Annotated in this window: 19 protein-coding genes and 1 riboswitch; of the genes, 9 read left to right on the top strand and 10 right to left on the bottom strand. The window is 72.3% G+C overall.

The window, feature by feature from the left end; translation table 11 throughout:
- Positions 1-19: 19 nt before the first annotated feature.
- The 6 genes from OG892_RS37705 to OG892_RS37680 form a co-directional block, all read right to left on the bottom strand.
- On the bottom strand, positions 20-1,234 hold the full coding sequence (locus OG892_RS37705) for an LLM class flavin-dependent oxidoreductase (RefSeq protein WP_073733965.1): 1,215 nt from the start codon (positions 1,232-1,234) through the stop codon (positions 20-22).
- Between the two features lie 73 nt (positions 1,235-1,307).
- Positions 1,308-1,469: a hypothetical protein gene (locus OG892_RS37700; RefSeq protein WP_158072218.1), complete on the bottom strand. Its 162-nt coding sequence runs from the start codon at positions 1,467-1,469 to the stop codon at positions 1,308-1,310.
- Complete coding sequence (locus tag OG892_RS37695; protein ID WP_073733966.1) at positions 1,466-2,191, bottom strand: GNAT family N-acetyltransferase; 726 nt, start codon at positions 2,189-2,191, stop codon at positions 1,466-1,468. The genes OG892_RS37700 and OG892_RS37695 overlap by 4 nt, the downstream gene beginning before the upstream one ends.
- Positions 2,192-2,269: 78 nt before the next feature.
- Complete coding sequence (locus tag OG892_RS37690) at positions 2,270-3,295, bottom strand: ABC transporter substrate-binding protein (protein WP_371631424.1); 1,026 nt, start codon at positions 3,293-3,295, stop codon at positions 2,270-2,272.
- Between the two features lie 72 nt (positions 3,296-3,367).
- Positions 3,368-4,132, bottom strand: coding sequence for an amino acid ABC transporter ATP-binding protein (locus OG892_RS37685; protein WP_073734686.1), 765 nt, complete (start codon positions 4,130-4,132; stop codon positions 3,368-3,370).
- Positions 4,133-4,215: 83 nt separating this feature from the next.
- On the bottom strand, positions 4,216-5,220 hold the full coding sequence (locus OG892_RS37680) for an amino acid ABC transporter permease (RefSeq protein ID WP_073733968.1): 1,005 nt from the start codon (positions 5,218-5,220) through the stop codon (positions 4,216-4,218).
- Positions 5,221-5,774: 554 nt separating this feature from the next.
- A riboswitch (SAM riboswitch) is annotated at positions 5,775-5,921 on the top strand.
- A 325-nt stretch (positions 5,922-6,246) separates the two neighbouring features.
- Here OG892_RS37680 and OG892_RS37675 point away from each other — a divergent pair.
- Positions 6,247-7,101 (top strand): glutathione S-transferase C-terminal domain-containing protein, encoded by an 855-nt coding sequence (locus OG892_RS37675; protein ID WP_371631423.1) that lies wholly within the window; start codon positions 6,247-6,249, stop codon positions 7,099-7,101.
- On the opposite strand, the gene OG892_RS37670 is transcribed toward OG892_RS37675, so the two are convergent.
- Entirely contained in the window at positions 7,086-9,470 is a 2,385-nt protein-coding gene (locus tag OG892_RS37670; RefSeq protein WP_371631422.1) for an ATP-binding cassette domain-containing protein, read from the bottom strand. The two genes, OG892_RS37675 and OG892_RS37670, sit on opposite strands and share 16 nt — an antisense overlap.
- A gap of 188 nt (positions 9,471-9,658) precedes the next feature.
- A complete protein-coding gene (locus OG892_RS37665) occupies positions 9,659-10,015 on the bottom strand; it encodes a VOC family protein (RefSeq protein ID WP_073733971.1) in 357 nt (118 codons plus the stop codon).
- Positions 10,016-10,300: 285 nt separating this feature from the next.
- Between OG892_RS37665 and OG892_RS37660 the strand changes: the two genes are divergently transcribed.
- The 6 genes from OG892_RS37660 to OG892_RS37635 all read left to right on the top strand — a co-directional run bounded on the left by OG892_RS37660 (position 10,301) and on the right by OG892_RS37635 (position 18,890).
- On the top strand, positions 10,301-11,059 hold the full coding sequence (locus OG892_RS37660; protein ID WP_328864311.1) for an IclR family transcriptional regulator C-terminal domain-containing protein: 759 nt from the start codon (positions 10,301-10,303) through the stop codon (positions 11,057-11,059).
- Between the two features lie 124 nt (positions 11,060-11,183).
- Complete coding sequence (locus OG892_RS37655) at positions 11,184-12,611, top strand: hypothetical protein (RefSeq protein ID WP_371631421.1); 1,428 nt, start codon at positions 11,184-11,186, stop codon at positions 12,609-12,611.
- Between the two features lie 117 nt (positions 12,612-12,728).
- On the top strand, positions 12,729-13,994 hold the full coding sequence (locus OG892_RS37650) for an AAA family ATPase (protein WP_371631420.1): 1,266 nt from the start codon (positions 12,729-12,731) through the stop codon (positions 13,992-13,994).
- Positions 13,991-15,277 carry a VWA-like domain-containing protein gene (locus tag OG892_RS37645; protein ID WP_371631419.1) on the top strand — a complete coding sequence of 429 codons (1,287 nt, stop codon included), beginning with the start codon at positions 13,991-13,993 and terminating at the stop codon, positions 15,275-15,277. Before OG892_RS37650 ends, OG892_RS37645 begins: the two co-directional genes overlap by 4 nt.
- Before the next feature lie 265 nt (positions 15,278-15,542).
- Positions 15,543-17,177: an ABC-F family ATP-binding cassette domain-containing protein gene (locus tag OG892_RS37640; RefSeq protein ID WP_371631418.1), complete on the top strand. Its 1,635-nt coding sequence runs from the start codon at positions 15,543-15,545 to the stop codon at positions 17,175-17,177.
- An 81-nt stretch (positions 17,178-17,258) separates the two neighbouring features.
- Positions 17,259-18,890 carry an ABC-F family ATP-binding cassette domain-containing protein gene (locus OG892_RS37635; RefSeq protein WP_371631417.1) on the top strand — a complete coding sequence of 544 codons (1,632 nt, stop codon included), beginning with the start codon at positions 17,259-17,261 and terminating at the stop codon, positions 18,888-18,890.
- On the opposite strand, the gene OG892_RS37630 is transcribed toward OG892_RS37635, so the two are convergent.
- The gene (locus tag OG892_RS37630) at positions 18,863-19,459 is read right to left on the bottom strand and encodes a helix-turn-helix domain-containing protein (RefSeq protein WP_371631416.1); all 597 of its coding nucleotides are present in this window, start codon (positions 19,457-19,459) and stop codon (positions 18,863-18,865) included. The genes OG892_RS37635 and OG892_RS37630 overlap by 28 nt on opposite strands.
- 156 nt (positions 19,460-19,615) lie before the next feature.
- Here OG892_RS37630 and OG892_RS37625 point away from each other — a divergent pair, with 156 nt between their 5' ends.
- Both OG892_RS37625 and OG892_RS37620 read left to right on the top strand, forming a co-directional pair.
- A complete protein-coding gene (locus OG892_RS37625) occupies positions 19,616-20,857 on the top strand; it encodes a benzoate/H(+) symporter BenE family transporter (RefSeq protein ID WP_328864318.1) in 1,242 nt (413 codons plus the stop codon).
- A 131-nt stretch (positions 20,858-20,988) separates the two neighbouring features.
- A complete protein-coding gene (locus OG892_RS37620; protein WP_363223284.1) occupies positions 20,989-22,782 on the top strand; it encodes an ABC transporter ATP-binding protein in 1,794 nt (597 codons plus the stop codon).
- Positions 22,783-22,882: 100 nt separating this feature from the next.
- Here the strand turns inward: OG892_RS37620 and OG892_RS37615 are convergent, their stop codons facing one another.
- The gene (locus OG892_RS37615; RefSeq protein WP_073733979.1) at positions 22,883-23,188 is read right to left on the bottom strand and encodes a hypothetical protein; all 306 of its coding nucleotides are present in this window, start codon (positions 23,186-23,188) and stop codon (positions 22,883-22,885) included.
- Between the last annotated feature and the right edge of the window lie 410 nt (positions 23,189-23,598).

The raw sequence follows: 23,598 nt of genomic DNA, 5'->3' as shown, positions 1-23,598 counted from the left end.
GATCGGGGGTCCTTCCGGCTCAGGCGGTCGCGGTGGCGGCGTAGCGGTTGGCGGGGCGGGTGAGCCCCAGCAGCCCGCGCAGGGTGTCGGCCTCGTACTCCCGGCGGAAGGCGTTACGGCGCTGGAGCTCGGGGACCAGGCCCCGGGTGATCGCCGGGAGGTCGTGGCCGGCCACGGCGGGGCGCAGCCGGAATCCGGTCAGTCCGGCCGCCGCCAGGTCCTGGAGCAGATCGGCGAGGCCGGCGGGCGTTCCGGTGAAGACCGGGGCGTCGCTGGTGTAGGGCTCGCCGGCGAGCTCGTCCAGGCGCTCCCGGCGGGCGGCGGCCACCGCGGGGTCGTCGTCCAGGAAGACCACCAGGTCGCCGAAGATGTGCACGGTCTCGTCGGCGCGGCCGGCCGCTGCCTGTTCGGTGCGGATCTCCTCGACGACGGCACGGGCCTCGCCGGCGTCGTGCGGGGTGACGTAGCCGATGTCGGCGGAGCGGGCCACCAGCCGGTACGGGACGGTGGCGTGCGCCAGGGCGCTGACGATCGGCTGGCCCTGGGGCGGCCGGGGTGTGACCGAGGGGCCCTTGACCCGGAAGTGCGTGCCCTCGAAGTCGATGTAGTGCAGCTTCGCGCGGTCGATGAAGCGTCCGGTGGTGGCGTCCCGGATCTCGGCGTCGTCCTCCCAGCTGTCCCAGAGCCGTCGCACGACCTCGACGTAGTCGGCGGCCTCGTCGAACAGTCCGTTCACCAGCTCCCGTCCGGCGGGCGTGCGGTAGTCGTCGGGGCCGAACGGCGGGAAGGTCCGGCGGCCGAAGTGCGCGGCCTCGTGCGCTCGGGCCGTGACCTGGAGCCGCAGGCCCGCGCGCCCGGTGCTCACGTAGTCGAGGGTGGCGATGGCCTTGGATATGTGGAACGGCTCCGTGTGGGTGGCGACCACCGTCGGGACCACCCCGATGTGCCGGGTCAGCGGGGCGACCCGGGCCGCGATGAGGACTGCGTCCAGCCGTCCGCGGACCTGGTCGGTGCGCCCGTCGGGCTCGGTGCGGGACGAGGACTGGAGGCCGAGCGCGTCCTCGATGGTCACGAGGTCGAGCAGTCCGCGTTCGGCCTCGGCGACCAGATCGGTCCAGTAGGCGGCGGTGAGGAGTTCACCGGGGCGGGCGACGGGTTCGCGCCAGGCGGCAGGGTGCCAGCCCGCGCCGTCCAGGGCCACGGCGAGATGCAGGGAAGTGGGTGAAGAGGACACGGGATCGGTGCCTTCCTGATCGACCGGACGATGAAGTCGGCCCCGGTACGGGGGCGGCTACGGGGGCAACAGGTCAGGGGCGACAGAGTGCGCCGGCGACGCGCAGGAGGTCGACGTAGTGCCGGGAGTGGAGGATGCGCCGCCGGAAGTACAGGAACGGGGAGTACAGGAGCCGGCGGTCCGGCATGACGGGGCTCGCGGCGGGGCGGCGGAGCGCGGGACGCGGCTGCCTCACGTTCGCTCCCCCGGGGCCCGGACGAGCAGGAACCGGGTGCGGCGGCGCAGGGTGAATCCGATCGACTCGTAGAGCCGGATCGCTTGGGTGTTGTCCGCTGCCGCGTGGAGGAAGGGGGTGTCGCCGCGCTCCCGGATGCCCGCCGCGACCGCGCGCACCAGCCGGGTGGCCAGTCCCCGGCCGCGGTGGTCCGGGTGGGTGCAGACGGCGCTGATCTCCGTCCAGCCCGGCGGGTGCAGGCGCTCTCCGGCGAGGGCGATCAGTCGTCCTCGGTCCCGGATGCCCAGGTAGCCGCCCAGTTCGATGGTGCGGGGCAGGAAGGGGCCCGGCTGGGTGAGGGCGATCAGTTCGAGGATCTCGGGCACGTCGGCGGGCCCCAGCGGTTCCGCCTCGGGTGCGGGTTCTGTGTACAGAGCGGTGTCGACCAGCTGGACGCCGTCGCCGCCGCGTTCGACGCTCCAGCCGTCGGGGACCGTGCGCGCCCCGGAGACGGGGGTGACGGCGCCGGGTCCGACCAGGGCGGCCAGATCGTCCCAGGCCCGCGGGTCGGCGGGGTCCTCGATGGCGCTGAACGGGGAGACGTCCGTGGGGTAGCGGGCGGCCCGGCCGACACGCTCGGCGAGGTGTGCGTGCGGACCGGTCAGCGCGGCCCAGGCGGCGTTGTCCAGGATGTGCGGGGGTACCGCTCTCGGTGGCGGGGCGTGATGGACGCTGGTGGACATGGCGGCGCGGGGTCTCCGTATCTGGGACATGGGCGGGAGAAATGTCCGGACCCGGCCGGAGCGGGGCGCGGACGTGGGTCAGGAGTTGTCGAGCGGCAGTCCGGGCGGGTCGACCAGGGAGGACGGCACAGCCTCGTTGGAGAGGTTCCAGGCGGCGAGCCACTTCGCGTACTGGCCGTTCTTGATCAGGTGGTTAATCGCGTCGGCGAGCGGCTTGGCCAGTCCGCTGTCCTTCTTCGCGGTTGCCGCGATCAGCCCCTGGAGCGTCGCGCCCGCCCCGGAGAACTTGCCCGCGTTGCGGGTCGGGTTGGGGGTCTTCGAGGTCTGCGTGATGTGGTAGGCGATGCCGGGATTGGGCCCGAAGGAGAGGTCGATCTTCCCGCTGGCCAGTGCCAGGGCCGTGGCGTTGTTGTCCTGGTAGTACTTGACGTCGAGCTTGCGGCCCTGCTTCGCCAGCTTCGCCTTCCACTCCAGCAGGATCCGCTCCTGGTTGGTGCCGGCGCTGACGGCGACGGTCCGGCCGGCCAGGTTCCGGTAGTCGTCGTCAAAGTTCCAGGTGTTCTTCTTCAGGGCCTCGAAGGCGAGGTTGTCCTGCCGGTAGGAGGCGAACTCGTACTTCTTCTTGCGCTCCTCCGTGTCGGTGACGTTCGACAGGGCCACGTCGACCTTGCCGCTGTCGATGCCGACGAACATGTTCTCCCAGGTCGAGTTCTTCAGCTCGGGCTCGAGTCCGAGGACCGCCGCAACCAGCCGGCCGAGATCGGGTTCGGCGCCGGTGAGGGTCTTCTGGTCCTCGCCCACGTAGGCGAGAGGCGGGAATCCGGCGGGCAGCGCGCCCACGCCGATCACCAGCTTGCCGCGATCGGCCACCGACTTGGGCAGCTCGGCGCTGATCGACTTCACCTCCGGCACCTTGAGCCGGGTCTCCTCGGCGGCGCCGTTGGAGAGCGCGCCGACGGTGACCGTTCCGGCCGGCGCACTGCCGGTCCTGGTCGCGGCGTCGCCGTCACCGCCGCACGCGGCGAGGCCGGCGGCGAGCGAGGCGAACGCGGCGGAGGCGGCGACACCTCGGCGGAGTCTGCTGCGGAGGATGGGGGTACGCATGGTGGCTGTCCTTGTCGGGTGCGGTGAGGGTGTACGGAGACGGGGCGTCGGCGGGTGGAACGGTCGGCGAGGTCAGAGCACCTTGCTCAGGAAGTCCCTGGTCCGCTCGTGCCTCGGGTGGTCCAGCACCTGCTCTGGCGGGCCCTGTTCGACGATCCGGCCGCCGTCCATGAAGACCACCCGGTCGGCGATCTCGCGGGCGAAGCCGATCTCGTGCGTCACGACCAGCAGGGTGGTGCCACTGCCGGCCAGGGACTTGATCACGGCCAGTACCTCGCCGACCAGTTCGGGGTCGAGCGCCGAGGTCGGCTCGTCGAAGAGGATGACCCCGGGCCGCAGGGCGAGGGCTCGGGCGATGGCCACGCGCTGCTGCTGTCCGCCGGAGAGCTGGCGGGGGTAGGCGGCTGCCCGGTCCGCGAGTCCCACCCGGTCGAGCAGGTCGCGGGCCAGCTCCCGGGACTCGGGCTTGGTGAGTCTCCCGGTCGCGACCGGCGCGGCTGCCACGTTGTCCAGCACCGTGAGGTGCGGGAAGAGGTTGAAGTTCTGGAAGACGAACCCGATCCGGCTGCGCTGCGTCAGGATGGCGCGCTCGCTCAGCTCCTTGAGACGCCCCCGGTGCCTGCGTACGCCGATCAGCTCGCCGTTCACACTGACATGGCCGATCTCCGGCTTCTCCAGGTGGTTGATCACCCGCAGGAGGGTGGACTTCCCCGAGCCGGACGGTCCGAGGACGACCGTGACCTCCCCGGGCCGCACGGTCAGCGCCACGCCGTCGAGAACGCGCTGGGAGCCGTACCACTTGTGCACGTCGTGCACCTCGACCGCGGCGGGGCGCACCGGGGGCGCCGCGACTGCGTCGGCCTCACCCGGTGTACCGGCGGGCTCGGCCGCTTCCGCTGTTCCGGTCGTCGCCTCCGCGGTCATATCGCTGTCTCCTTCCGGACCCGTGCCCGCAGATCGCCCAGGCCGGTCCGCAGCCTCTGCAGCGGTGTGGGCGGCAGGGTGCGCAGCGCGCCCCGCGAGTAGTACCGCTCGACGTAGAACTGGATGACGGACACCACGCTGGTGAGGATCAGGTACCAGGCGGTGGCGACCAGCAGCAGCGGCACGATGTCGCCGGGGTAGGTGCTGCCCATGCTCTGTACGGAGCCGAAGAGGTCGAGCAGTGAGACGTAGAAGACCAGTGAGGTGCCCTTGATCAGGCCGATCAGCTGGTTGACGTAGTTCGGGGTGATGGAGCGCAGGGCCTGCGGGAAGACGATCTTCGCGAACCGGTACCGCTTCGGGAGGCCGAGGGCGGCTGCCGCCTCGTGCTGGCCCTGGTCGACGGAGAGGATGCCGCCGCGCACCACTTCGGAGGCGTACGCCGCCTCGTTCAGGCTGAGACCGATGACGGCGACGGCCATGTCGGTGGCGAGGCGTGACTCGTCGAAGCTGAAGAACGCCGGGCCGAACGGCACTCCCACGCTCAGCGTCCGGTAGAGCGCGCTGAAGTTGTAGAGGAACAGCAGGATCACGATCAGCGGGACCGATCGGAACAGCCAGGTGTAGACCCAGCTGACCGCGCGCAGCACCGGGCTCGGGGAGAGCCGGGCCAGGGCCAGCAGCACACCGCCGAGAAGCCCCAGCACGGCGCTGAACAGGGCGACTTCGAGCGTGACGAGCAGGCCGTCAAGGATGGTGGGGCGCAGGAACCAGTACTGGAACCGGTCCCACTGGTAGAAGGGGTTGGCCACCAGCCCGTGGACGATCTGGGCGACCAGCACCAGGACGACGACGGTGACGATCCAGCGTCCGGGCCGAAGCAGCGGGCGGACCCGCTGCGGGACCGGCGGTTTCGGCACGACGGGTGGCCCGGGGCGGGGCGCCGCCTCGGCGGGCGGCGCTGACCCGGAGGACACAGCGACGCCGGGGGATTCACTCACGGAGGGCTCCAGCGGATGCGGACGGCCCGGACCGCGGACGGCAGCGCCTCGCCACGCCGGTCGTCGGGAACGACGCGGCAGGGCGCGGGCAGCACAGCGCGGAGCAGGGGGCCGGGCGGGGAGGGGACGCACCGCGGCAGCGGTGGACGTCAGGGAGTCAGAGGGCCGTCAGCCTTGACGAAGAGCGCGACAAGCGGCGGTACACAGCGCGCTGTTGACACGCTGGAGGTCGACGGAGCGGTCCGCGCAGAGCACGACGCGGCCTCGGGACCGCCAGGCAGCCATCCCCTCAGCTGCGTGCATCGCTCTCACCGTCACCGATCCGCCCCGCGGGGCCTCGCGTCTGCCGGACACCGTCCGGTCCTCAACTGCGGCACCCCTCGGTGTGCTGGGGCGCCGGCCGACAAGCCGGGCGTATCGCCGCTACCCGGAGCCGTTCCGCGCCGCAAGTTATGCATGGGCCGACAGGAATGTCAACGCGGGTGACCAACAGGCGAGATGGCCCCTGTGGCCTCCTTGACGGCGTCACCCGGCGCACCGAAACTGACGTGGACGGTCACGATTGTCAGCGCCCCCGTGCGGGATCCGTCCTGCTCACGGGGTCCATCGGCCCCGGCCCGCTGGCAGGCAACCCTTCCACCGCGACGGGGTGCCCCGGGTGACGACCGGGTCCCGCCGGTGCGGCGGGGCAAGCGTGGTCCCGCGTCTCGCGGGCCCCGGAGTCGGGACGGGTGGGACATGTCCAGGAACGGCTTGACGAGGCGCCTGCACATCGACCTGCTGCGTGTCTCCAGCGCTTACTAGCCCGGAACACCGGACGCGTACAGGTCCGCACGGTTCGCGACGACGCGCACAGGTCCGCGCTGTCACGATGACGCGTACAGGTCCGCACGGTCTCGATGACGCGTGCACGCCCGCGCTGTCGTGATTCGGACCGGTGCGCGAGCGCAGCCGTTCCCCATCCGGCCGCTGGTGCCCACAAGGCGGCGGCTACCTCGTTCCCACCGGGATCTCCACAGGAGTGTCATGCCCGAGACAGCTTCGCGCAGTTCCAGCACAGGCAACTCCCTCACGTGCGGCTCGATCTCATCCGGCCCGAGTCCGTGCGCCACGCATCCCCGTCCCAAGATCGCCGTACCCTCCTCCCGTATCCACAGCCGTATCGGCGTCGGTCTGGCCGGCGGCTTCTATCCCGCTCCGCACCGCTACGAGCTGTTCCTGTCGGCGGGCTGTCCGCGCTCGCTGCGTATCTCGATCACCCTCGGCCTGCTCGGTCTCCGGGACTCGGTCGCCACCACGTTCCTGGGGCACCCCGCCGGGACACCCGAGGCGTACGCCTCGCTGCGCGGCGCGTACGAGGCCACGCTGCACCACTACGACGGGCCGCTGACCGCGCCCGCGCTGTGCGACCGCTGGAGCGGACGCATCGTCAGCAACCACACGCCCGACATACTCCGCGATCTGGCAGGCCTGCTCTCCGGCCATGACGAGGCCTGTCCCTCGGCGCTGCGCCCGCCGGAGCTCGCCGACGGCATCGAGGCCCTGCGCGAGCTGCTGGACCGGGACGTCACCCCGCACGCGGGGTCCTCGGAGCGCTCTGCGGCCCTGGACCTCCTGGACCGGTCCCTCGCCCGGCGCCCCTACGCGCTGGGCGAGCAGCTGACGGCCGGGGATGTGGACCTGTGGGTGGCGCTCGTCCATCTCGGCCCGGTCGACGCCCTCGGCGACCGCGCCCGGCTCCGGGAGTACGTACGCCGCCTCTGCGGCCACCCCGCCTTCCCGAATACACCGCAGATGCCGGAGACACCAGGGGCTCCGACGGCTCCGGACGTCGCGGGCGGGGCGGCCGCCGTCGACTCGCTGCCTCAGGCTCCCACGTAGGCCGCGAGGTGCTCGCCCGTGAGGGTGGAGCGGTCCGCGACCAGGTCGTCGGGGGTGCCCTCGAAGACGAGCCTGCCGCCGTCGTGACCGGCGCCGGGGCCCAGGTCGATGATCCAGTCGGCGTGCGCCATGACCGCCTGGTGGTGTTCGATCACGATGACGGACTTCCCGGAGTCCACCAGCCGGTCGAGCAGGCCGAGCAGCTGCTCGACGTCTGCGAGGTGAAGGCCGGTGGTCGGTTCGTCGAGGACGTAGATTCCGCCCTTCTCGCCCATGTGCGTAGCCAGCTTGAGCCGTTGCCGCTCACCGCCGGACAGGGTGGTGAGCGGCTGGCCCAGGCTGAGGTAGCCGAGCCCGACGTCGGCCAGTCTGTCGAGGACGCGGTGCGCGGCCGGCGTGTGCGCCTCGCCGCTGCCGAAGAACTCCTCGGCCTCGGTCACCGACATGGCCAGCACCTCGCTGATGTCACGTCCGCCGAGGCGGTATTCGAGCACCGAGGCCAGGAACCGCTTCCCCTCGCACTCCTCGCAGACGGTGGCGACGCCCGCCATCATCGCGAGGTCCGTGTAGACGACCCCGACGCCGTTGCAGCCGGGGCAGGCGCCCTCGGAGTTGGCGCTGAACAGGGCCGGCTTCACATCGTTGGCCTTGGCGAACGCCTTGCGGATCGGGTCGAGCAGCCCGGTGTACGTCGCGGGGTTACTCCGTCGCGAGCCGCGGATCGCGCCCTGGTCGATCGACACCACCCCGTCCAGTCCCGAGACCGAGCCGTGGATCAGTGAGCTCTTGCCGGAGCCGGCGACGCCGGTGATCAAGGCGAGGACCCCGAGCGGGATGTCGACGTCGACGTCCCGCAGGTTGTTCGCGTCCGCGCCCCGAACCTCCAGCGCCCCGGTGGGCTTGCGCCGGGTGTCCTTGAGAGTGGCCCGGTCGTCGAAGTGGCGGCCCGTGACGGTGTCTCCGGCCCGCAGTCCCTCGACGGTGCCCTCGAAGCAGACGGTTCCGCCCGCCGTACCCGCGCCGGGGCCGAGGTCGACGACATGGTCCGCGATCGCGATCGTCTCCGGCTTGTGCTCCACGACGAGCACCGTGTTGCCCTTGTCGCGCAGGCGCAGCAGCAGCCTGTTCATCCGCTGGATGTCGTGGGGGTGCAGGCCGGCGGTGGGCTCGTCGAAGACATAGGTGACGTCGGTGAGGGAGGAGCCGAGGTGGCGGATCATCTTGACGCGCTGTGCCTCGCCGCCGGACAGGGTGCCTGTCGGCCGGTCGAGCGCGAGGTAGCCGAGCCCGATCTCCACGAACGAGTCGAGGGTCTGCCGCAAGGCGGTGAGCAGCGGTGCGACGGAGGGCTCGTCGAGGTCACGGACCCAGGCGGCCAGGTCGCTGGTCTGCATCGCGCAGGCGTCGGCGATGTTGATCCGCTTGATCTTCGAGGACCGGGCGCCCTCGCTGAGCCGGGTGCCGTCGCACTCGGGGCAGGTGGTGAAGGTGACCGCGCGCTCCACGAACGCGCGGATGTGCGGCTGCAGCGCTTCCTTGTCCTTGGACAGGAACGACTTCTGGATCTTGGGGATCAGGCCCTCGTAGGTGAGGTTCACCCCCTCGACCTTCACCTTGACCGGCTCCCGGTAGAGGAAGTCCCGCATCTCCTTCCTGGTGAACTCGCGGATCGGTTTGTGGGGGTCGAGCAGGCCCGATTCGGCGTAGACCCGGACGGTCCAGAAGCTGTCGGACTTCCAGCCGGGAATGGTGAAGGCGCCCTCGGAGAGCGATTTGGAGTCGTCGTAGAGCTGGGTGAGGTCGATGTCGGAGACGGCGCCCCGGCCCTCGCAGCGCGTACACATGCCGCCGGTGCGGTTGAAGGTCGCCTTGACCGCCTTCTTCGCGCCGCGCTCGACGGTGATGGCGCCGCTCGCGGTGACCGAGGGGACGTTGAAGGCGTACGCGCCGGGCGGGCCGATGTGCGGCTTCCCGAGGCGGCTGAAGAGGATCCGCAGCATCGCGTTGGCGTCGGTGGCCGTGCCGACCGTGGACCGCGGATCGGCGCCCAGTTTCTGCTGGTCGACGATGATCGCGGTGGTCAGCCCGTCCAGGACGTCGACCTCGGGCCGTGCCTGCGTCGGCATGAAGCCCTGGACGAAGGCGCTGTACGTCTCGTTGATCAGCCGCTGCGACTCCGCGGCGATCGTGTTGAACACCAGCGAGGTCTTGCCCGAGCCGGAGACCCCGGTGAAGACCGTGAGCCGCCGCTTCGGGATCTCGATACTGACGTCCTTGAGGTTGTTCACGCGCGCGCCGTGCACGCGGATCACATCGTGGATGTCGGCAGCGTGCGGCGCGGACGACGCCGCGTCCTTCCTGGTGGCCATGCTTATCGGTTCTCCATCTGTCTGTCGGCCGGCAGGCCGGGCCATGATGACGTGGTCGCGGCACCCATCCGGCCCGATCCGGCCGGCCGAGGGCGGTACGCATGGTTGTACGTGGCCGGCGCGGCCGTGGCAACGCTCCACCGCCCGGATTCTCCCGGGCCGGGGCCGCCGGCCACGGCGCTCGTGGCTCAGCTGTCCTGGAGCAGTCCGAGCACGTTGCCGTCGGGGTCCGTGAAGGTCGCCACCAGGCGTCCGCCGCCGACATCGTGCGCGGACTCCTTCACGGTGGCGCCCGCGGCCGTCACCTCGGCCAGCTTCGCCTCGATGTCGGGCACCTCCCAATAGGTCACGGGCGAGGCCGCGCCCTGGCCTCCCCCGTCCGGCACCAGCCCGATGTGCTGGCCCCCGGCCTCGTAACCGACGTAGTAGGGCGCGTCCGCCGTCGGCGCCACGCCGAGCAGGGCCGTATACACCGCCTTGGCGGCCGCCAGATCGGACACGGGGTGCAGGACGGTCTTGATTCCCTGAGTGGCAGAGCCGGTCATGGTCGCTCCTGTGGTTCGTGGGGCACATCGGCCCCGTGTGGACGGTCGCGCCGGGCCGACGCCGGGGTACGGGCCCTGCGGTCGCGGTCTGCGCCCGGTGTCCGGGCGCTCGGTGTCTGGCCATCACGCTAGCTGCGGCCCGGTGACCGCGCTTCTCCATTCCTGACCGGTCCGGCCGACCGTCCCGGACCGCTCGGCAGCCCTTCGTCGCTCGGACGCGCCCCAGGTCAGGGCCGTGCGCAGGACGTATTGCCGCGTTCCGGCACCGGGTCCATGCTTATGGGCATGGGTGACGAGGCCGGCCCCGAGCTCATCGCGTACGTCGAGCGCGCCCTGCGAGTCATGGAGGCGGCGGGGTCGCACTCCTCGGAGGTCCCCGTGGAGCAGCTGGCCCGGGAGGCGGGCCTGCCGGTGGCCACGGTCGAGCGGCTGCTGAGGGTGCTCGCGAGGGACGGCTACCTGACCGAGCGGGCCGACGGGGCGTTCGCCCTCTCCCCCGACCGCGCGTCGCCGGGCGCCGCGGGCGTCGGGCGCGGGCTGCCCGGCCGCATCCGGCCCGTCCTGAAGACCCTGCGGGACGAGCTCTCGGCCGCGGTCTACCTGACGCTGTACGAGGAGGGCGAGATCCGGGTCATGGAGATCGTCGACAGCGCCCGGACGCCCCGCGTGGACCTGTGGGTCGGGTTCCAGGACGCCGGACACGCCACGGCTCTCGGGAAGAGCGTGCTGCGGGAACTGGACGGGGCGGCGCGCGCCGAGTACTTCTCCCGGCACCCGCTGACCGACCTCACGCCCCGCACCATCACGCGCAGGGAGGAGCTGCTGCGGCAGCTCGACTCCGCACCGGGGGCGCCGGTCGTCATGGACCGGGAGGAGTACGCGCCCGGTACGACCTGCATAGCCGTGCCCGTGTACAGCGGTGACCAGATCGGTTCGCTCGGCATCTCCTTCCGGTCGGACCGGATGTACCGGACCACCCGGGTCCGGGCCGGGCTGCTGTCCACGGCGATGCGCGTCACCATGGGGCTCTCGCTTCCCGACTGAGCCCCGCCGACCGGAAGTTCAAGAGAAATCCGTGGCGGTTCGTTGTCACAGGCGATACGATCACCGGGATGATGACTCACTCTGTTCACAGATTGGGGGACCCGTCCGCGCAAGGTGAGTGCTGATGCTCACTGAGACCGCGAATCGGGATTCCCGTATTTCCTACTGGCTGCGCGTGCGCGAGTTCGCCGTCCCGCCCTCCATGATCGAGACTGCCACCACCCGCCGTTCCGTCGGTGACTGGGCAGGGGCATGTGCCGCCGCAGGCATCGACGTCGACCTGAATCTGCGTTCCGTGGCGCGTGCCCACGGCGGTGAGGTCGCTGCCCGGATCCGGGCCGATCTGCGGCATCTGGCGCCCGACCTGTTGCGCTGGCATCTGCCGAGGATCGCTCCTGACGGGCTGCTGCGCCCGGGGCTGACCATGGCCCTGGCCCGGTACGACGCCGGAGGCCGGGACGGTCCGTGCCCGCTGCAGCTCGTGATCCGGACCCCGCCGGCCTGGGCGGACGGCGGTCAGCGGATCAGCCTCGCGCTGTGGGACGGTTCCCTCTCCGATGCGGGTGCGCGCCGGCACCCGCACCCCCACCCCAACCGGCGGTTCCGGCTCGATCTGCACCGCCACCTGTGGGACGCGCGCCGGGCCGGCGAGCTGCGGAGCCGTTCCGGGGCCGATCACCCGCCCGCCGACGGACGTCCCGGACCGGATCGCCGGCTGCCGGGGCCGAAGCCGCGGCTGCACCGCTTCGCCGTGGACCGGTGGGCGGACGAGGCAGGGATTCTGCTCCGTGCCGAGGGGCTGCCCGCCGGTCCCGTCACCGTGCGGTGCGGGGCCCGGCACCGGCTGCTCCTGGACCCGGTGGTGGACGGGGACGGGCCGACCGCCCTGCGGATCTCGACGTCGCCCTTCGACGGGGCAGCCGCCGCGCTGCCGGTCCTGCCCGACGCGGCGGCCTGGGTGCCACCCGACCTGGAACTGCTCCGTGCCGGTGCGGTCGAGGCCGGACGGCTGCACCCGCTGGTCGCCGCCGCCCTGGCACCGGACCACGCACGGGTCGGCGACCGCCGTGATCCGGACCCGGCGGACGGACCGCGCCTCGTCGAGTGCCGGGGCTCCCGGCACCGGATCGGCCTGGTCAACGGGGTGCTGGCGCCGCTCGACCACGATCCGGCCGAGATCCGCCGCGAGGAGCTGCTGGTCGCCCTGACCGGTACCCCGCTCCCCTGTCTGCGGGCCATCGACGAGGCGCACCGCCGTCCGCACTGCCTCAGCGGTGTCCGGGAACGGCTCGTCCACGGCGACATCACCGGAGCACTGGCCGTCGTCGAGGGCCTGCTGGGCCCCGGCGCGGTGCTGCGCAACGGCGCTCTGCGGGACGAGCTGGAGGCGGCCGCGCGGCGGCGGGTGACCCACGGACTGTTCAGGGCCGGCCTGATCGGGGGCGGGCCCGGTTCCGCGCCCGACCTGGTCCCTACGGACCGTCCGCGATCCCGTCCCCGTTTCCCTTCCCCTGACCACACCCCACGCCCGCGCCAGGCAACCTCCCGCTGACCCCGGGGCCTGCCCTGCCGCACGCCCCCGACCGCGCCCTCCATGCGTTCACCCTGCCCGCGCGCGCCTCATAACCGCGCGCCCCACCACGAACCGACAACCGACAGGTGATCAGACATGCCCGTACACGCACCGTTCGCGACTCCCGGCACCTCGGCCGAACCGGTCGACGCCCACCGCCAGCTCGACGTCGCCGCTGAACTGCTCGCCCTGCTGCGCGACACCGGCACCGAACCGCGCCCCGACGCCCAGCTGGAGGCGCTGACCCTGGCCGTGGCCGCCGACCTGCCGGTGATCCTCTGGGGCGAGCCGGGAATCGGCAAGACCGCCGCCCTCACCCAGCTCGCCGCCTCCCTGGACCTGCCGCTGACCACCGTCATCGCCAGCGTGCACGAGCCGTCCGACTTCTCCGGGCTGCCCATCGTCGGGGACGACCCCGCGGAACAGGGAGTTCCGATGGCCCCGCCGGACTGGGCCGTACGGCTCGTACGGGCCGGCCGCGGGCTGCTGTTCCTGGACGAACTCTCCACCGCCGCCCCCGCCGTCCAGGCCGCGCTGCTCCGCCTCGTGCTCGAACGGCGGATCGGGTCCCTGCAACTGCCCCCGGAGGTACGGATCGTGGCGGCCGCCAATCCGCGGTCCTCGGCCGCCGACGGCTGGGAGCTGAGCCCGCCCCTGGCCAACCGGTTCGTCCACCTCCAGTGGGCCCACGACCACGAGGTCGTGGTGCGCGGCCTCGGCGGGACCTGGCCCCGTGCGACGCTGCCGCGGCTCTCCCCGGGCGGACTGCCGCAGGCGGTGGACTTCGCCCGCCGCGCGGTGTGCGGGCTGCTGTCCGCCCGCCCCGCGCTCGTGCACCGGCTGCCCAGCAACGAGGCCCGCCGGGGCGGTCCCTGGCCCTCGCCCCGTACCTGGGACATGACGCTGTCGCTGATCGCCTTCGCCACCGCGGCCGGCTCCTCCCGGGACGTGCTCTCCGCACTGGTGCGGGGCACGGTGGGGGACGGTCCGGGGCTGGAGCTGCTCGCGAGCCTGGACCGGATGGACCTCCCCGATCCCGAGACCCTGCTCGCCGACCCGGCGCGGGCCGCGCTGCCCGAGCGGGGGGACCTGCGGCAGGCCGTGCTCGACGGGGTGGTGGCCGCGGTCCGCAACCGCCCTACGAGGCCCCGCTGGGACGCGGCGTGGGAGCTCCTGGTCCGGGCGCTGGAGACCGGGGCCCCGGATCTGGTGGTCGTCCCCGCGACCACACTCGCCTCGCTGCGCCAGGACGACTGGGACGTCCCCGCCTCCATCGAAAAGCTGGCCGGGGTCGTCTCGCTGTCCCGCCGGGCGGATCGGGCGGCGGCCCGGACGGCGTCCGCCGAGCAGGCCCGCCGATGACGCCCCGGACGCCGGGGACTCCCGGAACGCCCGCCGCGCCGGTCCCGCTGGACCTCGACAAGCTCTTCGCCGCCCGGTTGCACGCCGCCCGGGTCCGCCCCTACCTGGCGACGGCGCTGTTCGCGCTGCACACCGTCGAATCGCGGCGGGTGCCGACGATGGCCGTCGACCGGCACTGGCGGTGCTACGTCTCCCCGGCGTTCGTGGCGGCGACCCCGGTGGAGGAGCTGGCCGGGGTGTGGGTGCACGAGATCTCGCACCTGCTGCGCGACCACCACGGGCGGGGCGACCGGGTCGCGCGCGAGCGCGGGCTGACCGGCCCCGGGGAACGGCTGCGGATGAACATCGCCGCGGACTGCGAGATCAACGACGACGTGTTCGGCGAGGGGCTGGCCCGGCCGGAAGGCGCGGTCCGCCCGCAGACCCTCGGGCTTCCCGCGGGGGAGCTGATGGAGGACTACCTGCGGCAGTTCCGCCTCGGGCGGCACACCGAGAGCATGGCCTGGCTGGACTGCGGCAGCGGGGCCGACGGGCTGGAGCGGGAGTGGGACCTGGGGCCGGACGGCGCGCACGGCCTCAGCGCCCAGGAGCAGGACGCGGTCCGCTTCCGGGTGGCCCAGGGCATCACCGGCCGGCCCGGGGACGCTCCGCAGGGGTGGCAGCGGTGGGCGGAGGAGGCGTTCCACCCGCCCCAGGCGTGGCGGGAGTTGCTGGGGGCGGCCATCCGCTCGGCGGCCTCCGGCCCCGGTACGGGTCAGGACTACACCTACGGCCGCCCGTCCCGGCGCTCGGCCGGGGTGCCCGGCGCCGTACTTCCGAGCCTGCGTCGCCGGCCACCGCGGGTCACCGTGATCATCGACACCTCCGGTTCGGTCAGTGACGCCGAACTGGGCAGCGCTCTCCTCGAGGTCGCCGCCATCTCCCGCAGCGTCGGCGGCCGCCGGGACCTGGTCAGCGTCCTGTCGTGCGACGCGGCGGCCGGGATCGCGCACCCGCTGTGCCGCGCGGAGGGCATTCCCCTGGTGGGCGGCGGGGGTACGGACCTGCGCTCGGGTTTCGCCAGGGCGCTGCGGGCGCGGCCCCGTCCGGACGTGGTGGTGGCTCTCACGGACGGGCAGACGCCGTGGCCCGCCGCGCGGCCGGCCTGCCGGACGGTGGTGGGGCTGTTCCCCCGGCAGCACACCCGCAGGTCGTGGCGCGAGGACGATCCCGACTACGTGCCGGACTCGCCGCCCGCGTGGGCGCGCACGGTCGTCATCGGTTCCTCTTCCGGGCCCGGGTGACGCGTCCGGTGCCACATCCGGTGAGCCCGCCCCGGAAGCAAGGCCCGGTGGCGGGCTGCCTGCTAGGGTGATCACGCTGTTCAGCGTGTACGGAGGAGATCAGACATGGCGGGTGACGACGACATCTCCGGGTGATACCCGGAGCTGACGGCCACCGGCGGGCGCCCAGGAGCGCAGCCGAAGTGGCCATGTCGTTGTTCCCTCTGTCCATTGCTCCCGGGGCCGCACTCCGTGCCGTCCCGGAATCACACGCGAGGTCTCCCGCATGTCCGACGCTTCCATCATCTGCTCGGGTCTCTCCTTCTCCTGGCCCGACGACACCCCTGTCTTCCACGACCTGTCCTTCGCGATGGGGGGCGGCCGTACGGGTCTCGTCGCTCCCAACGGGTCCGGCAAGAGCACCCTGCTCAAGCTGATCGCCGGTGAACTCCGCCCCACCGCGGGCTCCGTCTCGGTGGGCGGGACCCTCGGTTACCTGCCGCAGAGCCTGCCGCTGACCGGTGACCTGACGGTGGCCGAGGTCCTGGGGGTCGACGCCGTGATCCGGGCCCTCGACGCCGTCGAATCCGGCGATGTGGGCGAGGACCACTTCGCCGTCATCGGTGACGACTGGGACATCGAGGAGCGCACCCGGGCGCAACTGGACCGGCTCGGCCTGGCCGGCCTCGCTCTCGACCGGAACATCGGCACGCTCAGCGGCGGGCAGGTCGTCTCCCTCGGCCTGGCGGCCCAGTTGCTGAAGCGGCCCGACGTACTGCTGCTCGACGAGCCGACCAACAATCTGGACCTCGACGCCCGGCACTCGCTCCACGACGCGCTCGACGCCTGGGGCGGCACCCTGCTGCTCGTCAGCCACGACCGTGCGCTGCTCGGCCGTATGGACCGCATCGCTGAACTCGGGAGCGACGAACTACGCCTCTACGGAGGTGACTTCACTGCCTACGAGGAAGCCGTGCGGGGCGAGCGGGAGGTGGCCGAGAAGAACGTGCGCAACGCCGAGCAGGAACTGAGGCGGGAGAAGCGGGAGATGCAGCAGGCCCGCGAGCGCGCCGAGCGCCGGGCGAGCAACGCGGCCCGCAATCTCAAGAACGCCGGTCTTCCGCGCATCTTCGCGGGGAACATGAAGCGGGGCGCCCAGGAGTCCGCGGGCCGGGCCGGTCAGACCCATTCCGCCCGGGTCGGTGAGGCCAGGGCGCGGCTGGACGAGGCCGGTCGCGCGGTACGCGACGAGCAGCGCCTCACCCTCGAACTGCCGGACACCGTCGTCCCCGCCGGACGCACCGTCCTGCTCGCCGAGCGGGTGAGGGTACGCCTCGGCGGGCGGGAACAGTTCGCAGGCCAAGGCGTCGATCTGACGATCCGCGGCCCGGAGCGCATCGCGCTCACCGGTCCCAACGGTGCGGGGAAGAGCACCCTGTTGCGTCTGATCAACGGCGAACTCCAGCCGGAGGGCGGCGAGATCAGGCGGTCCGAAGGGCGGATCGCCTACCTGTCGCAGCGGCTCGACCTGCTCGACCTCGACCGTACGGTGGCGGAGAACTTCGCCGTGTCCGCCCCGCACCGGCCGGAGGCGGAACGGATGAACCTGCTCGCGCGCTTCCTCTTCCGGGGTGACTGCGCCCACCTCGCCGTCAGGTCGCTGTCCGGTGGCGAGCGGCTGCGGGCCACCCTGGCCTGCGTCCTGTGCGGCGAACCGGCGCCGCAACTGCTGCTCCTGGACGAGCCGACCAACAACCTCGACCTGACCAGCGCCGAGCAGTTGGAGGGCGCGCTCAGCTCGTACCGGGGAGCGTTCGTGGTCGTCAGCCACGACGAGCCCTTCCTCACCAGGATCGGGGTGGACCGGTGGCTGCGGCTGGCGGACGGCGAGCTGCTGGAGACCGGGGCTCCGCAGATGTGAACCGCTGACGTGCCGTCCTGGCCCGCGCCCGAGGCCGACCGCCCGGCGGGCCGCGAACCGATCACGTTGGATGGGACCACCATGACCTCACCCGCACTGCTCGCACACGACATCGTGCGCACCCTCGGCTCCAAGCGCGTACTCGACGGGGTGTCACTCACCGCCGCGCCCGGCCACCGCATCGGCCTGATCGGGGAGAACGGTGTCGGCAAGTCGACTCTGCTGCGCCTGCTCGCCGGTGTGGACGAGCCCGACGGCGGCAGCGTCACCCGGCCCGCCGATGTCGGCTTCCTGCACCAGGAGATGGCTTTCGACGCCACGTCGACGATCGCCGACGTGCTGGACGACGCCCTGCGCGAGGCCCGGGAGGACCTCGCGGCCATCGACCGGCTCACCAAGGAGCTGGCCCGTACCCCGCAGGACTCCCCCGGGTACCCCGAACTGCTGGCGACGTACGGCCGGCGGCTGGAACTGGCGCAGGAGCGGCAGAGTTGGGACGCCGACCGGCGCGCCGCCGTCCTGCTCACCGGGCTCGGGCTCGCGGCTCTGCCGTACGAACGCACCCTCAAATCGCTCTCCGGTGGCGAGCGCGGCCGGCTGTCGCTGGCGGCGCTGCTGGTGCGGCGCCCTTCGGCCCTCCTGCTGGACGAGCCGACCAACCACCTCGACGACGAGGCCGCCGCCTTCGTGGAGGAGCAGCTGCGCGGGATGCCGGGGCCCGTCGTGATCGCCAGTCACGACCGGGCCTTCCTCGACGCGGTCTGCACGGATCTGATCGACCTGGATCCGGCCGTCGACGGTCCCGTGCGGTACGGCGGCGGCTACAGCACCTACCTGTCCGTGAAGCGGGCGGAGCGGGCGCGCTGGGAACGGCGTCACGCCGAGGAGCAGGAGGAGATCGAGGCGTTGCGCCGCTCTGCGGATGTGACGGCGCGGCAGGTCGCGCCGGACCGGGGCCCGCGCGACAGCGAGAAGATGGGGTACGGCCTGCGCGCGGGCCGGGTGCAGAGCCAGATCGCGCGCCGGGTCCGCAACGCCTCGCGCCGGCTGGCGGAGCTGGAGCGCCACCGGACCGGAGAGCCTCCGCAGCCGTTGCGGTTCCGGCACTCGGGGCTCGCCGGCGCGTCGGCCGAAGGCACCCTCGTATCGCTGCGCGGGGTGCGGGTGCCGGGCCGCCTGGCGGTCGACCGGCTCGATGTGGCGGCGACCGAACGGCTGCTGGTCACGGGCGGCAACGGCGCGGGGAAGTCGACGCTGCTCGCCGTGCTCGCGGGGCGGCTCGGCCCGGAGGGCAAAGTGAGCAGGCGGCCGGGGCTGACGGTCGGGCTGCTCGCGCAGGACACCCGGTTCGCCCGGCCGGACCGTACCGTCCGTGACACGTACGAACGTGCCCTGGGCATGGACCGGGCAGAGGAGGTGCCGCTCATCTCGCTCGGCCTGATGCACGAGGGCGATCTGGACAAGCAGGTGGGGCAGCTGTCGGCCGGCCAGCGCCGCAGGCTCGCGCTGGCCCTGCTGACGGCCCGGCCTCCGCAGCTCCTGCTGCTCGACGAGCCCACCAACCACCTGTCCCCGCGGCTCTGCGACGAGTTGGAGGAGGCGCTGGGAACGGGGCCGGGCGCCGTCGTGCTGGCCAGTCACGACCGCTGGCTGCGCAGGCGCTGGCAGGGCCGCGGCATCCGGCTTCACCCGGCGGGGGCCGCCGTCGGGTAGCGCACGAAGAGGATGCCGTGCACGTCGGCCTCCGGTGCGCGGTAGATGTGGGGCACGTCGGCCCGCCACTGCGCGGACGCACCGGGGCCGACCGTCCGGGTGTCGTGCGGCGGGCCGACGACCGCGGTGCCCGCCAGCACCATCAGGCTCTCCCCCGTGCCCGGGACGTGCGCCTCCGACTCCTGGGTGGCGCCCGCCCGGATGATGACCCGGAAGACATCGGTGACCGCCGCCGCGTCCTCGTGCCGCTCCAGCAGAACCGCGGTGACGGCGCTGCCCGAGACCCCGGGGAGGCTGCCGTCGGGGCCGGCGCCGAACACCGCACCGCCGCCTGGTCCCGGACCGGGGCGGCCCTTCGGCGCCGGATCGCTGAGCAGCGCGCTGAGCGGCCGGCCGAGCGCGGTGGCGAGTGCGTACAGGGTCTCCAGGGTGGGGTTGCGCCGACCGCTCTCCAGCTCGGAGAGCGTGCCCTTTCCGACCCGCGAGCGCCGGGACAACTCCGAGAGGGACAGGTCCTGTTGGTGCCGCAGCGCTCGCAGCCTGCGCCCCACGTCCTCGTTCAGCCCCATCGGCGTCCACCCACCTCCGTTCCCGGTTGACGGGCGTCGGCCCGCCTCTCTAGTGTTCCATAAACAGAACGTTCCGTATACGGAACACGCTCGCGGCACGCCGGTCCCGCCGCAGGTCAACGGCGTCCCGCACCGCACAGGGGAAGTGGCTCACTCATGTTCGTGATCGCCCGCATTCGCTCGGCCGCACCACCGTCGGCCGTGGCCGCCGGACTGATCGCCGTCATGGTCGGGGTCACCAGCTCAGCGGCCCTGGTCTTCACCGCGGCGAAGGCGGCCGGGGCGGACTCGCGCGAGATCTCCTCCTGGATGCTCGCGCTCGGCGTCGGCCTGGCCTGTACCTGCATCGGGCTGTCGCTGCGCTACCGGGCCCCCGTCGTCACCGCGTGGTCGACACCCGGTGCGGCGCTCCTCGCGACCGGCCTGAGCGGTGTCTCCATGGCCCAGGCGATCGGCGCGTTCGTCTTCTCCGGGCTGCTCATCCTCCTCAGCGGGGTGACCGGCTGGTTCAGCCGCGTCATGGGCCGCATCCCGGTGCCACTGGCGGCCGCACTGCTGGCGGGGGTCCTGCTGCGGTTCGGCACCGGCCTGTTCAGCACGATGCACGGCAGCTTCGCGGTCGCCTTCCCGATGTTCGTGCTCTACCTGCTGGGGCGGCGACTGCTCCCCCGGTACGCGGTGCTGCTGGCGCTCGGAGCCGGGGTGGTGGCCACCCTGTTCACCGGCGGCTGGCAGCCGGACAAGGTCCGGTTCGCCCTGGCCACCCCGGTGTTCGTCACCCCGGAGTTCGACTGGAAGGTGCTCATCAGCGTCGGCGCCCCGCTGTTCGTGGTCACGATGGCGTCCCAGAACCTGCCCGGGGTGGCGGTGATCCGGGGCGCCGGCTACGACGTACCGGTGTCCCCGCTGATGACGTGGACCGGGGCGGCCAACGCCGTACTGGCACCGTTCGGCGCGTTCGGCCTCAACCTCGCCGCCATCACGGCCGCCATCTGCACCGGCGAGGAGGCCCATCCGGACCGCGACAGGCGCTACCTGGCGGCGGTCTGGGCGGGCGTCTTCTACCTCTGCGTGGGCCTGCTCGGCGCGACCGTCGCCTCGCTGCTGACCGCGATGCCGCACGCACTGGTCCTGGCGATCGCCGGGATCGGCCTGCTCGCCACCATCGAGTCCTCCCTGTCCACGGCCCTGGCCGACAAGTCGTCCAGGGAGGCGGCTGTCGTGACCTTCCTCGCCACGGCCTCCGGAGTGACGCTGCTGGGCATCGGCTCCGCGTTCTGGGGGCTGCTGGCGGGCCTGATCACCAGCGCGATCGCCTCGTTGGGGCGGGCCGGCCGCGACGCCCCCGCCCCTGCCCCCGAGCCGGAACCGTCACCGCGCGAACTCCGCGTCCCGTAGGGCCGGGCGGGGCCGCGTACCCGGCGGACCGGCCGGGTGCGCGGCGGCCCCTGTCCTGTCCGTTGCCCTGCCCTGTCCTGTCCGTGGAACGGAGTTGCCGCGCACGGCGCGAGCACGGTGGGATGGACTCCATGCCGAAAGCGCTTGCGCCCGTCTCCGCCGAATCCCTGGCCCCCTTCGACCACCTGGACCACCGCTACCGCGGTGAGAACCCGGTACGCACCCTCGGTCATCTGCTCCACCCCGACCGAGGCCGGCTGGCAATCGCGGTGCTCGTCTTCGTCGTGAAGCACAGCCCGATCTGGCTGCTTCCGCTGATCACCGCGACCGTCCTCGACATAGTCGTCCAGCACGGCCCCGAGTCCGGACTCTGGGAGTCCACCGGCATCCTGCTGTTCATCCTCGTCATCAACTACCCGCTCCACCAGTGGTACGTACGGCTCCTCGGCGGAAGCATCCGCCGGATGGGCATCACCCTGCGCTCCGCGCTGTGCCGCCGGATGCAGCAGCTGTCCATCGGCTACCACGCCCGGGTCAGTTCGAGCGTCCTGCAGGCGAAGGTGGTCCGCGACGTGGAGTCCGTGGAACAGATGATGCAGCAGAGCGCGGACATGGGTCTCGGCGCCGTGGTGACCCTGGCCGGCGGCCTTGTCGTCATCGGATTGCGCGTCCCGGCGTTCCTGCCCGTCTTCCTCGTCGTGGTGCCGGCCGCCGGGTTCCTGGTGATGAAGCTGCGCGCGCGGCTGCGCAGCCACAACGAGTCCTTCCGCCGCGAGGTCGAGCAGCTCTCCTCCCGGGTGGGCGAGATGACCACGCTCATCCCCATCACCCGCGCCCACGGCCTGGAGCGGACCGCGCTGGGCCGGGTCGACGGTTCGCTCCGCCAGGTGTTCGCGGCCGGGCTTCGCCTGGACACGGTCAACGGCCGGTTCGGCTCGCTGGCCTGGGTCATCCTCAACACGCTCGGGGTGCTGTGCCTGACGGGCTCCGCCCTGGTCGCGTATCACGGGTGGATGGCGGTCACCGCGGGCGACGTGGTGATGCTCAGCTCCTTCTTCACCGTGCTGACCGGCTCCGTGACCACGCTGCTCGGCCTGGCCCCCGTGCTCACCAAGGGCCTGGAGTCGGTGCGTTCGGCCGGCGAGGTGCTCCAGGCCCCGGACCTGGAGCAGAACGCGGGGAAGGTGCAGGTGGAGCGGGTCACCGGCCATATCGACTTCGAGGACGTCGGATTCGCCTACGACGAAGCGGACCCGGCGGTCGACGGATTCACCCTCTCCGCGCGGCCGGGCGAGACCATCGCGCTGGTGGGCGCCTCGGGCGCGGGCAAGTCGACCGTCCTCAACCTGCTCATCGGCTTCATCCGGCCCACCTCCGGCCGCATCCTGCTCGACGGCGCCGACATGGCAGGGCTCGACCTGCGCAGCTACCGGCGCTTCCTCTCGGTGGTGCCGCAGGAGTCGATCCTGTTCGAGGGCAGCATCCGCGACAACGTGACGTACGGGATGGGCGACACGGACGAGGCCACGCTGACGCGCGCCCTGGCGGACGCCAACGCCCTGGAGTTCGTACGGGAGCTGCCGCTCGGCCTGGACACGGTCGTCGGCCAGCGGGGCGCACGGCTCTCGGGCGGGCAGCGGCAGCGGCTCGCGATCGCCAGGGCGCTGATCCGCGACCCCCGGGTGCTGGTGCTCGACGAGGCGACCTCCGCACTCGACAACCGCTCGGAGGCCCTCGTCCAGGAGGCGCTCTCCCGTCTGGTGCACGGCCGGACCGTCTTCGTCGTCGCCCACCGCCTCTCGACGATCCGGAACGCGGACCGCATCGTGGCGATGGAGGGCGGCCGGATCGCGGAGATCGGCTCGCACAGCGAACTGCTGGACAGCGGCGGGGTGTACGCGGGGCTCCAGCCGGCCCGGCCGTGACACGCGCCTGAAGTCCTACGTCCGGATCACGCCGGTCGAGGCATGAGCAGCCCGGTGGCCCGGGAGGTCCGTGGACCTCCCGGGCCACCGGGCTGCCGGGTCAGGGACGCACGGTGCACAGGGCCAGCAGGCACAGGTTGAAGCCCTGCGTATTGCTCGGTCCCGCGTTCCCGTCCTCGGCGGAGCCGCCGACCGAACAACGCGACAGCAGGCAGAGGTTGCCGCCCTGTACACCGCGGTAGGCGGACGTGGCCCAGGCGGGCTGCGCCGCCCGTATGGAGCCGTCGGCCGGCGCCGTCCGCCCGGCCGCGCCCGCGGCTCCCGCTCCTGCCGCAGAGGTGATCACCAGTACTCCCGCGGCTGCCAGGGCCGCACACCAACGCGGGACTGCTGAGGGGATATTCATGAACGCTCCAGAGATCTCATGAGTACTCGACATTCGACATGGACCATTCGAGGCCGCCGGGCTCCCGGCTTGCCCGATGGCTCGAATTGATTACTCGTTCGACTGATACGCACTCGTGAAGCGCAAACCCCTGCCCTCTCACGCTGTGTCGCGCGTCACATCACCAATCCAACACCTTTGTGACTTCGAACGACTGATGTGACAGCCCAATTGGGGCGACGGTGGCATTTCCGGAGGTGTGTCGGGCCGTGCTGGTGCGTCAGAGGTGTGGTTCACAGCAGCGATGCGTGAACGCGCGTCAGCCCAGGTCGAGGGCGCGGTTTCGAGGCGGCCGATCGCCGGGGGACCGGCCGCCGCACGGGACCGCCCCGCCTTCATTCCGCCCTGCCCCGGCGCTCCGCCGCGAGCCG

The organism is Streptomyces sp. NBC_00341, from assembly GCF_041435055.1.
Taxonomy (GTDB): Bacteria; Actinomycetota; Actinomycetes; order Streptomycetales; family Streptomycetaceae; genus Streptomyces.
This window is presented reverse-complemented; position numbering and strand designations above follow the sequence as displayed.

Bases quoted from the DNA above. Each gene is read 5' to 3' on its own strand.
- OG892_RS37640 (WP_371631418.1), top strand. From the start codon at position 15,543: ATGTCCGACGCTTCCATCATCTGCTCGGGTCTCTCCTTCTCCTGGCCC.
- OG892_RS37625 (WP_328864318.1), top strand. From the start codon at position 19,616: ATGTTCGTGATCGCCCGCATTCGCTCGGCCGCACCACCGTCGGCCGTG.
- OG892_RS37670 (WP_371631422.1), bottom strand. From the start codon at position 9,470: ATGGCCACCAGGAAGGACGCGGCGTCGTCCGCGCCGCACGCTGCCGAC.
- OG892_RS37675 (WP_371631423.1), top strand. From the start codon at position 6,247: ATGCCCGAGACAGCTTCGCGCAGTTCCAGCACAGGCAACTCCCTCACG.
- OG892_RS37665 (WP_073733971.1), bottom strand. From the start codon at position 10,015: ATGACCGGCTCTGCCACTCAGGGAATCAAGACCGTCCTGCACCCCGTG.
- OG892_RS37620 (WP_363223284.1), top strand. From the start codon at position 20,989: ATGCCGAAAGCGCTTGCGCCCGTCTCCGCCGAATCCCTGGCCCCCTTC.
- OG892_RS37635 (WP_371631417.1), top strand. From the start codon at position 17,259: ATGACCTCACCCGCACTGCTCGCACACGACATCGTGCGCACCCTCGGC.
- OG892_RS37645 (WP_371631419.1), top strand. From the start codon at position 13,991: ATGACGCCCCGGACGCCGGGGACTCCCGGAACGCCCGCCGCGCCGGTC.
- OG892_RS37615 (WP_073733979.1), bottom strand. From the start codon at position 23,188: ATGAATATCCCCTCAGCAGTCCCGCGTTGGTGTGCGGCCCTGGCAGCC.
- OG892_RS37650 (WP_371631420.1), top strand. From the start codon at position 12,729: ATGCCCGTACACGCACCGTTCGCGACTCCCGGCACCTCGGCCGAACCG.
- OG892_RS37655 (WP_371631421.1), top strand. From the start codon at position 11,184: ATGCTCACTGAGACCGCGAATCGGGATTCCCGTATTTCCTACTGGCTG.
- OG892_RS37660 (WP_328864311.1), top strand. From the start codon at position 10,301: ATGGGTGACGAGGCCGGCCCCGAGCTCATCGCGTACGTCGAGCGCGCC.
- OG892_RS37630 (WP_371631416.1), bottom strand. From the start codon at position 19,459: ATGGGGCTGAACGAGGACGTGGGGCGCAGGCTGCGAGCGCTGCGGCAC.
- OG892_RS37695 (WP_073733966.1), bottom strand. From the start codon at position 2,191: ATGTCCACCAGCGTCCATCACGCCCCGCCACCGAGAGCGGTACCCCCG.
- OG892_RS37690 (WP_371631424.1), bottom strand. From the start codon at position 3,295: ATGCGTACCCCCATCCTCCGCAGCAGACTCCGCCGAGGTGTCGCCGCC.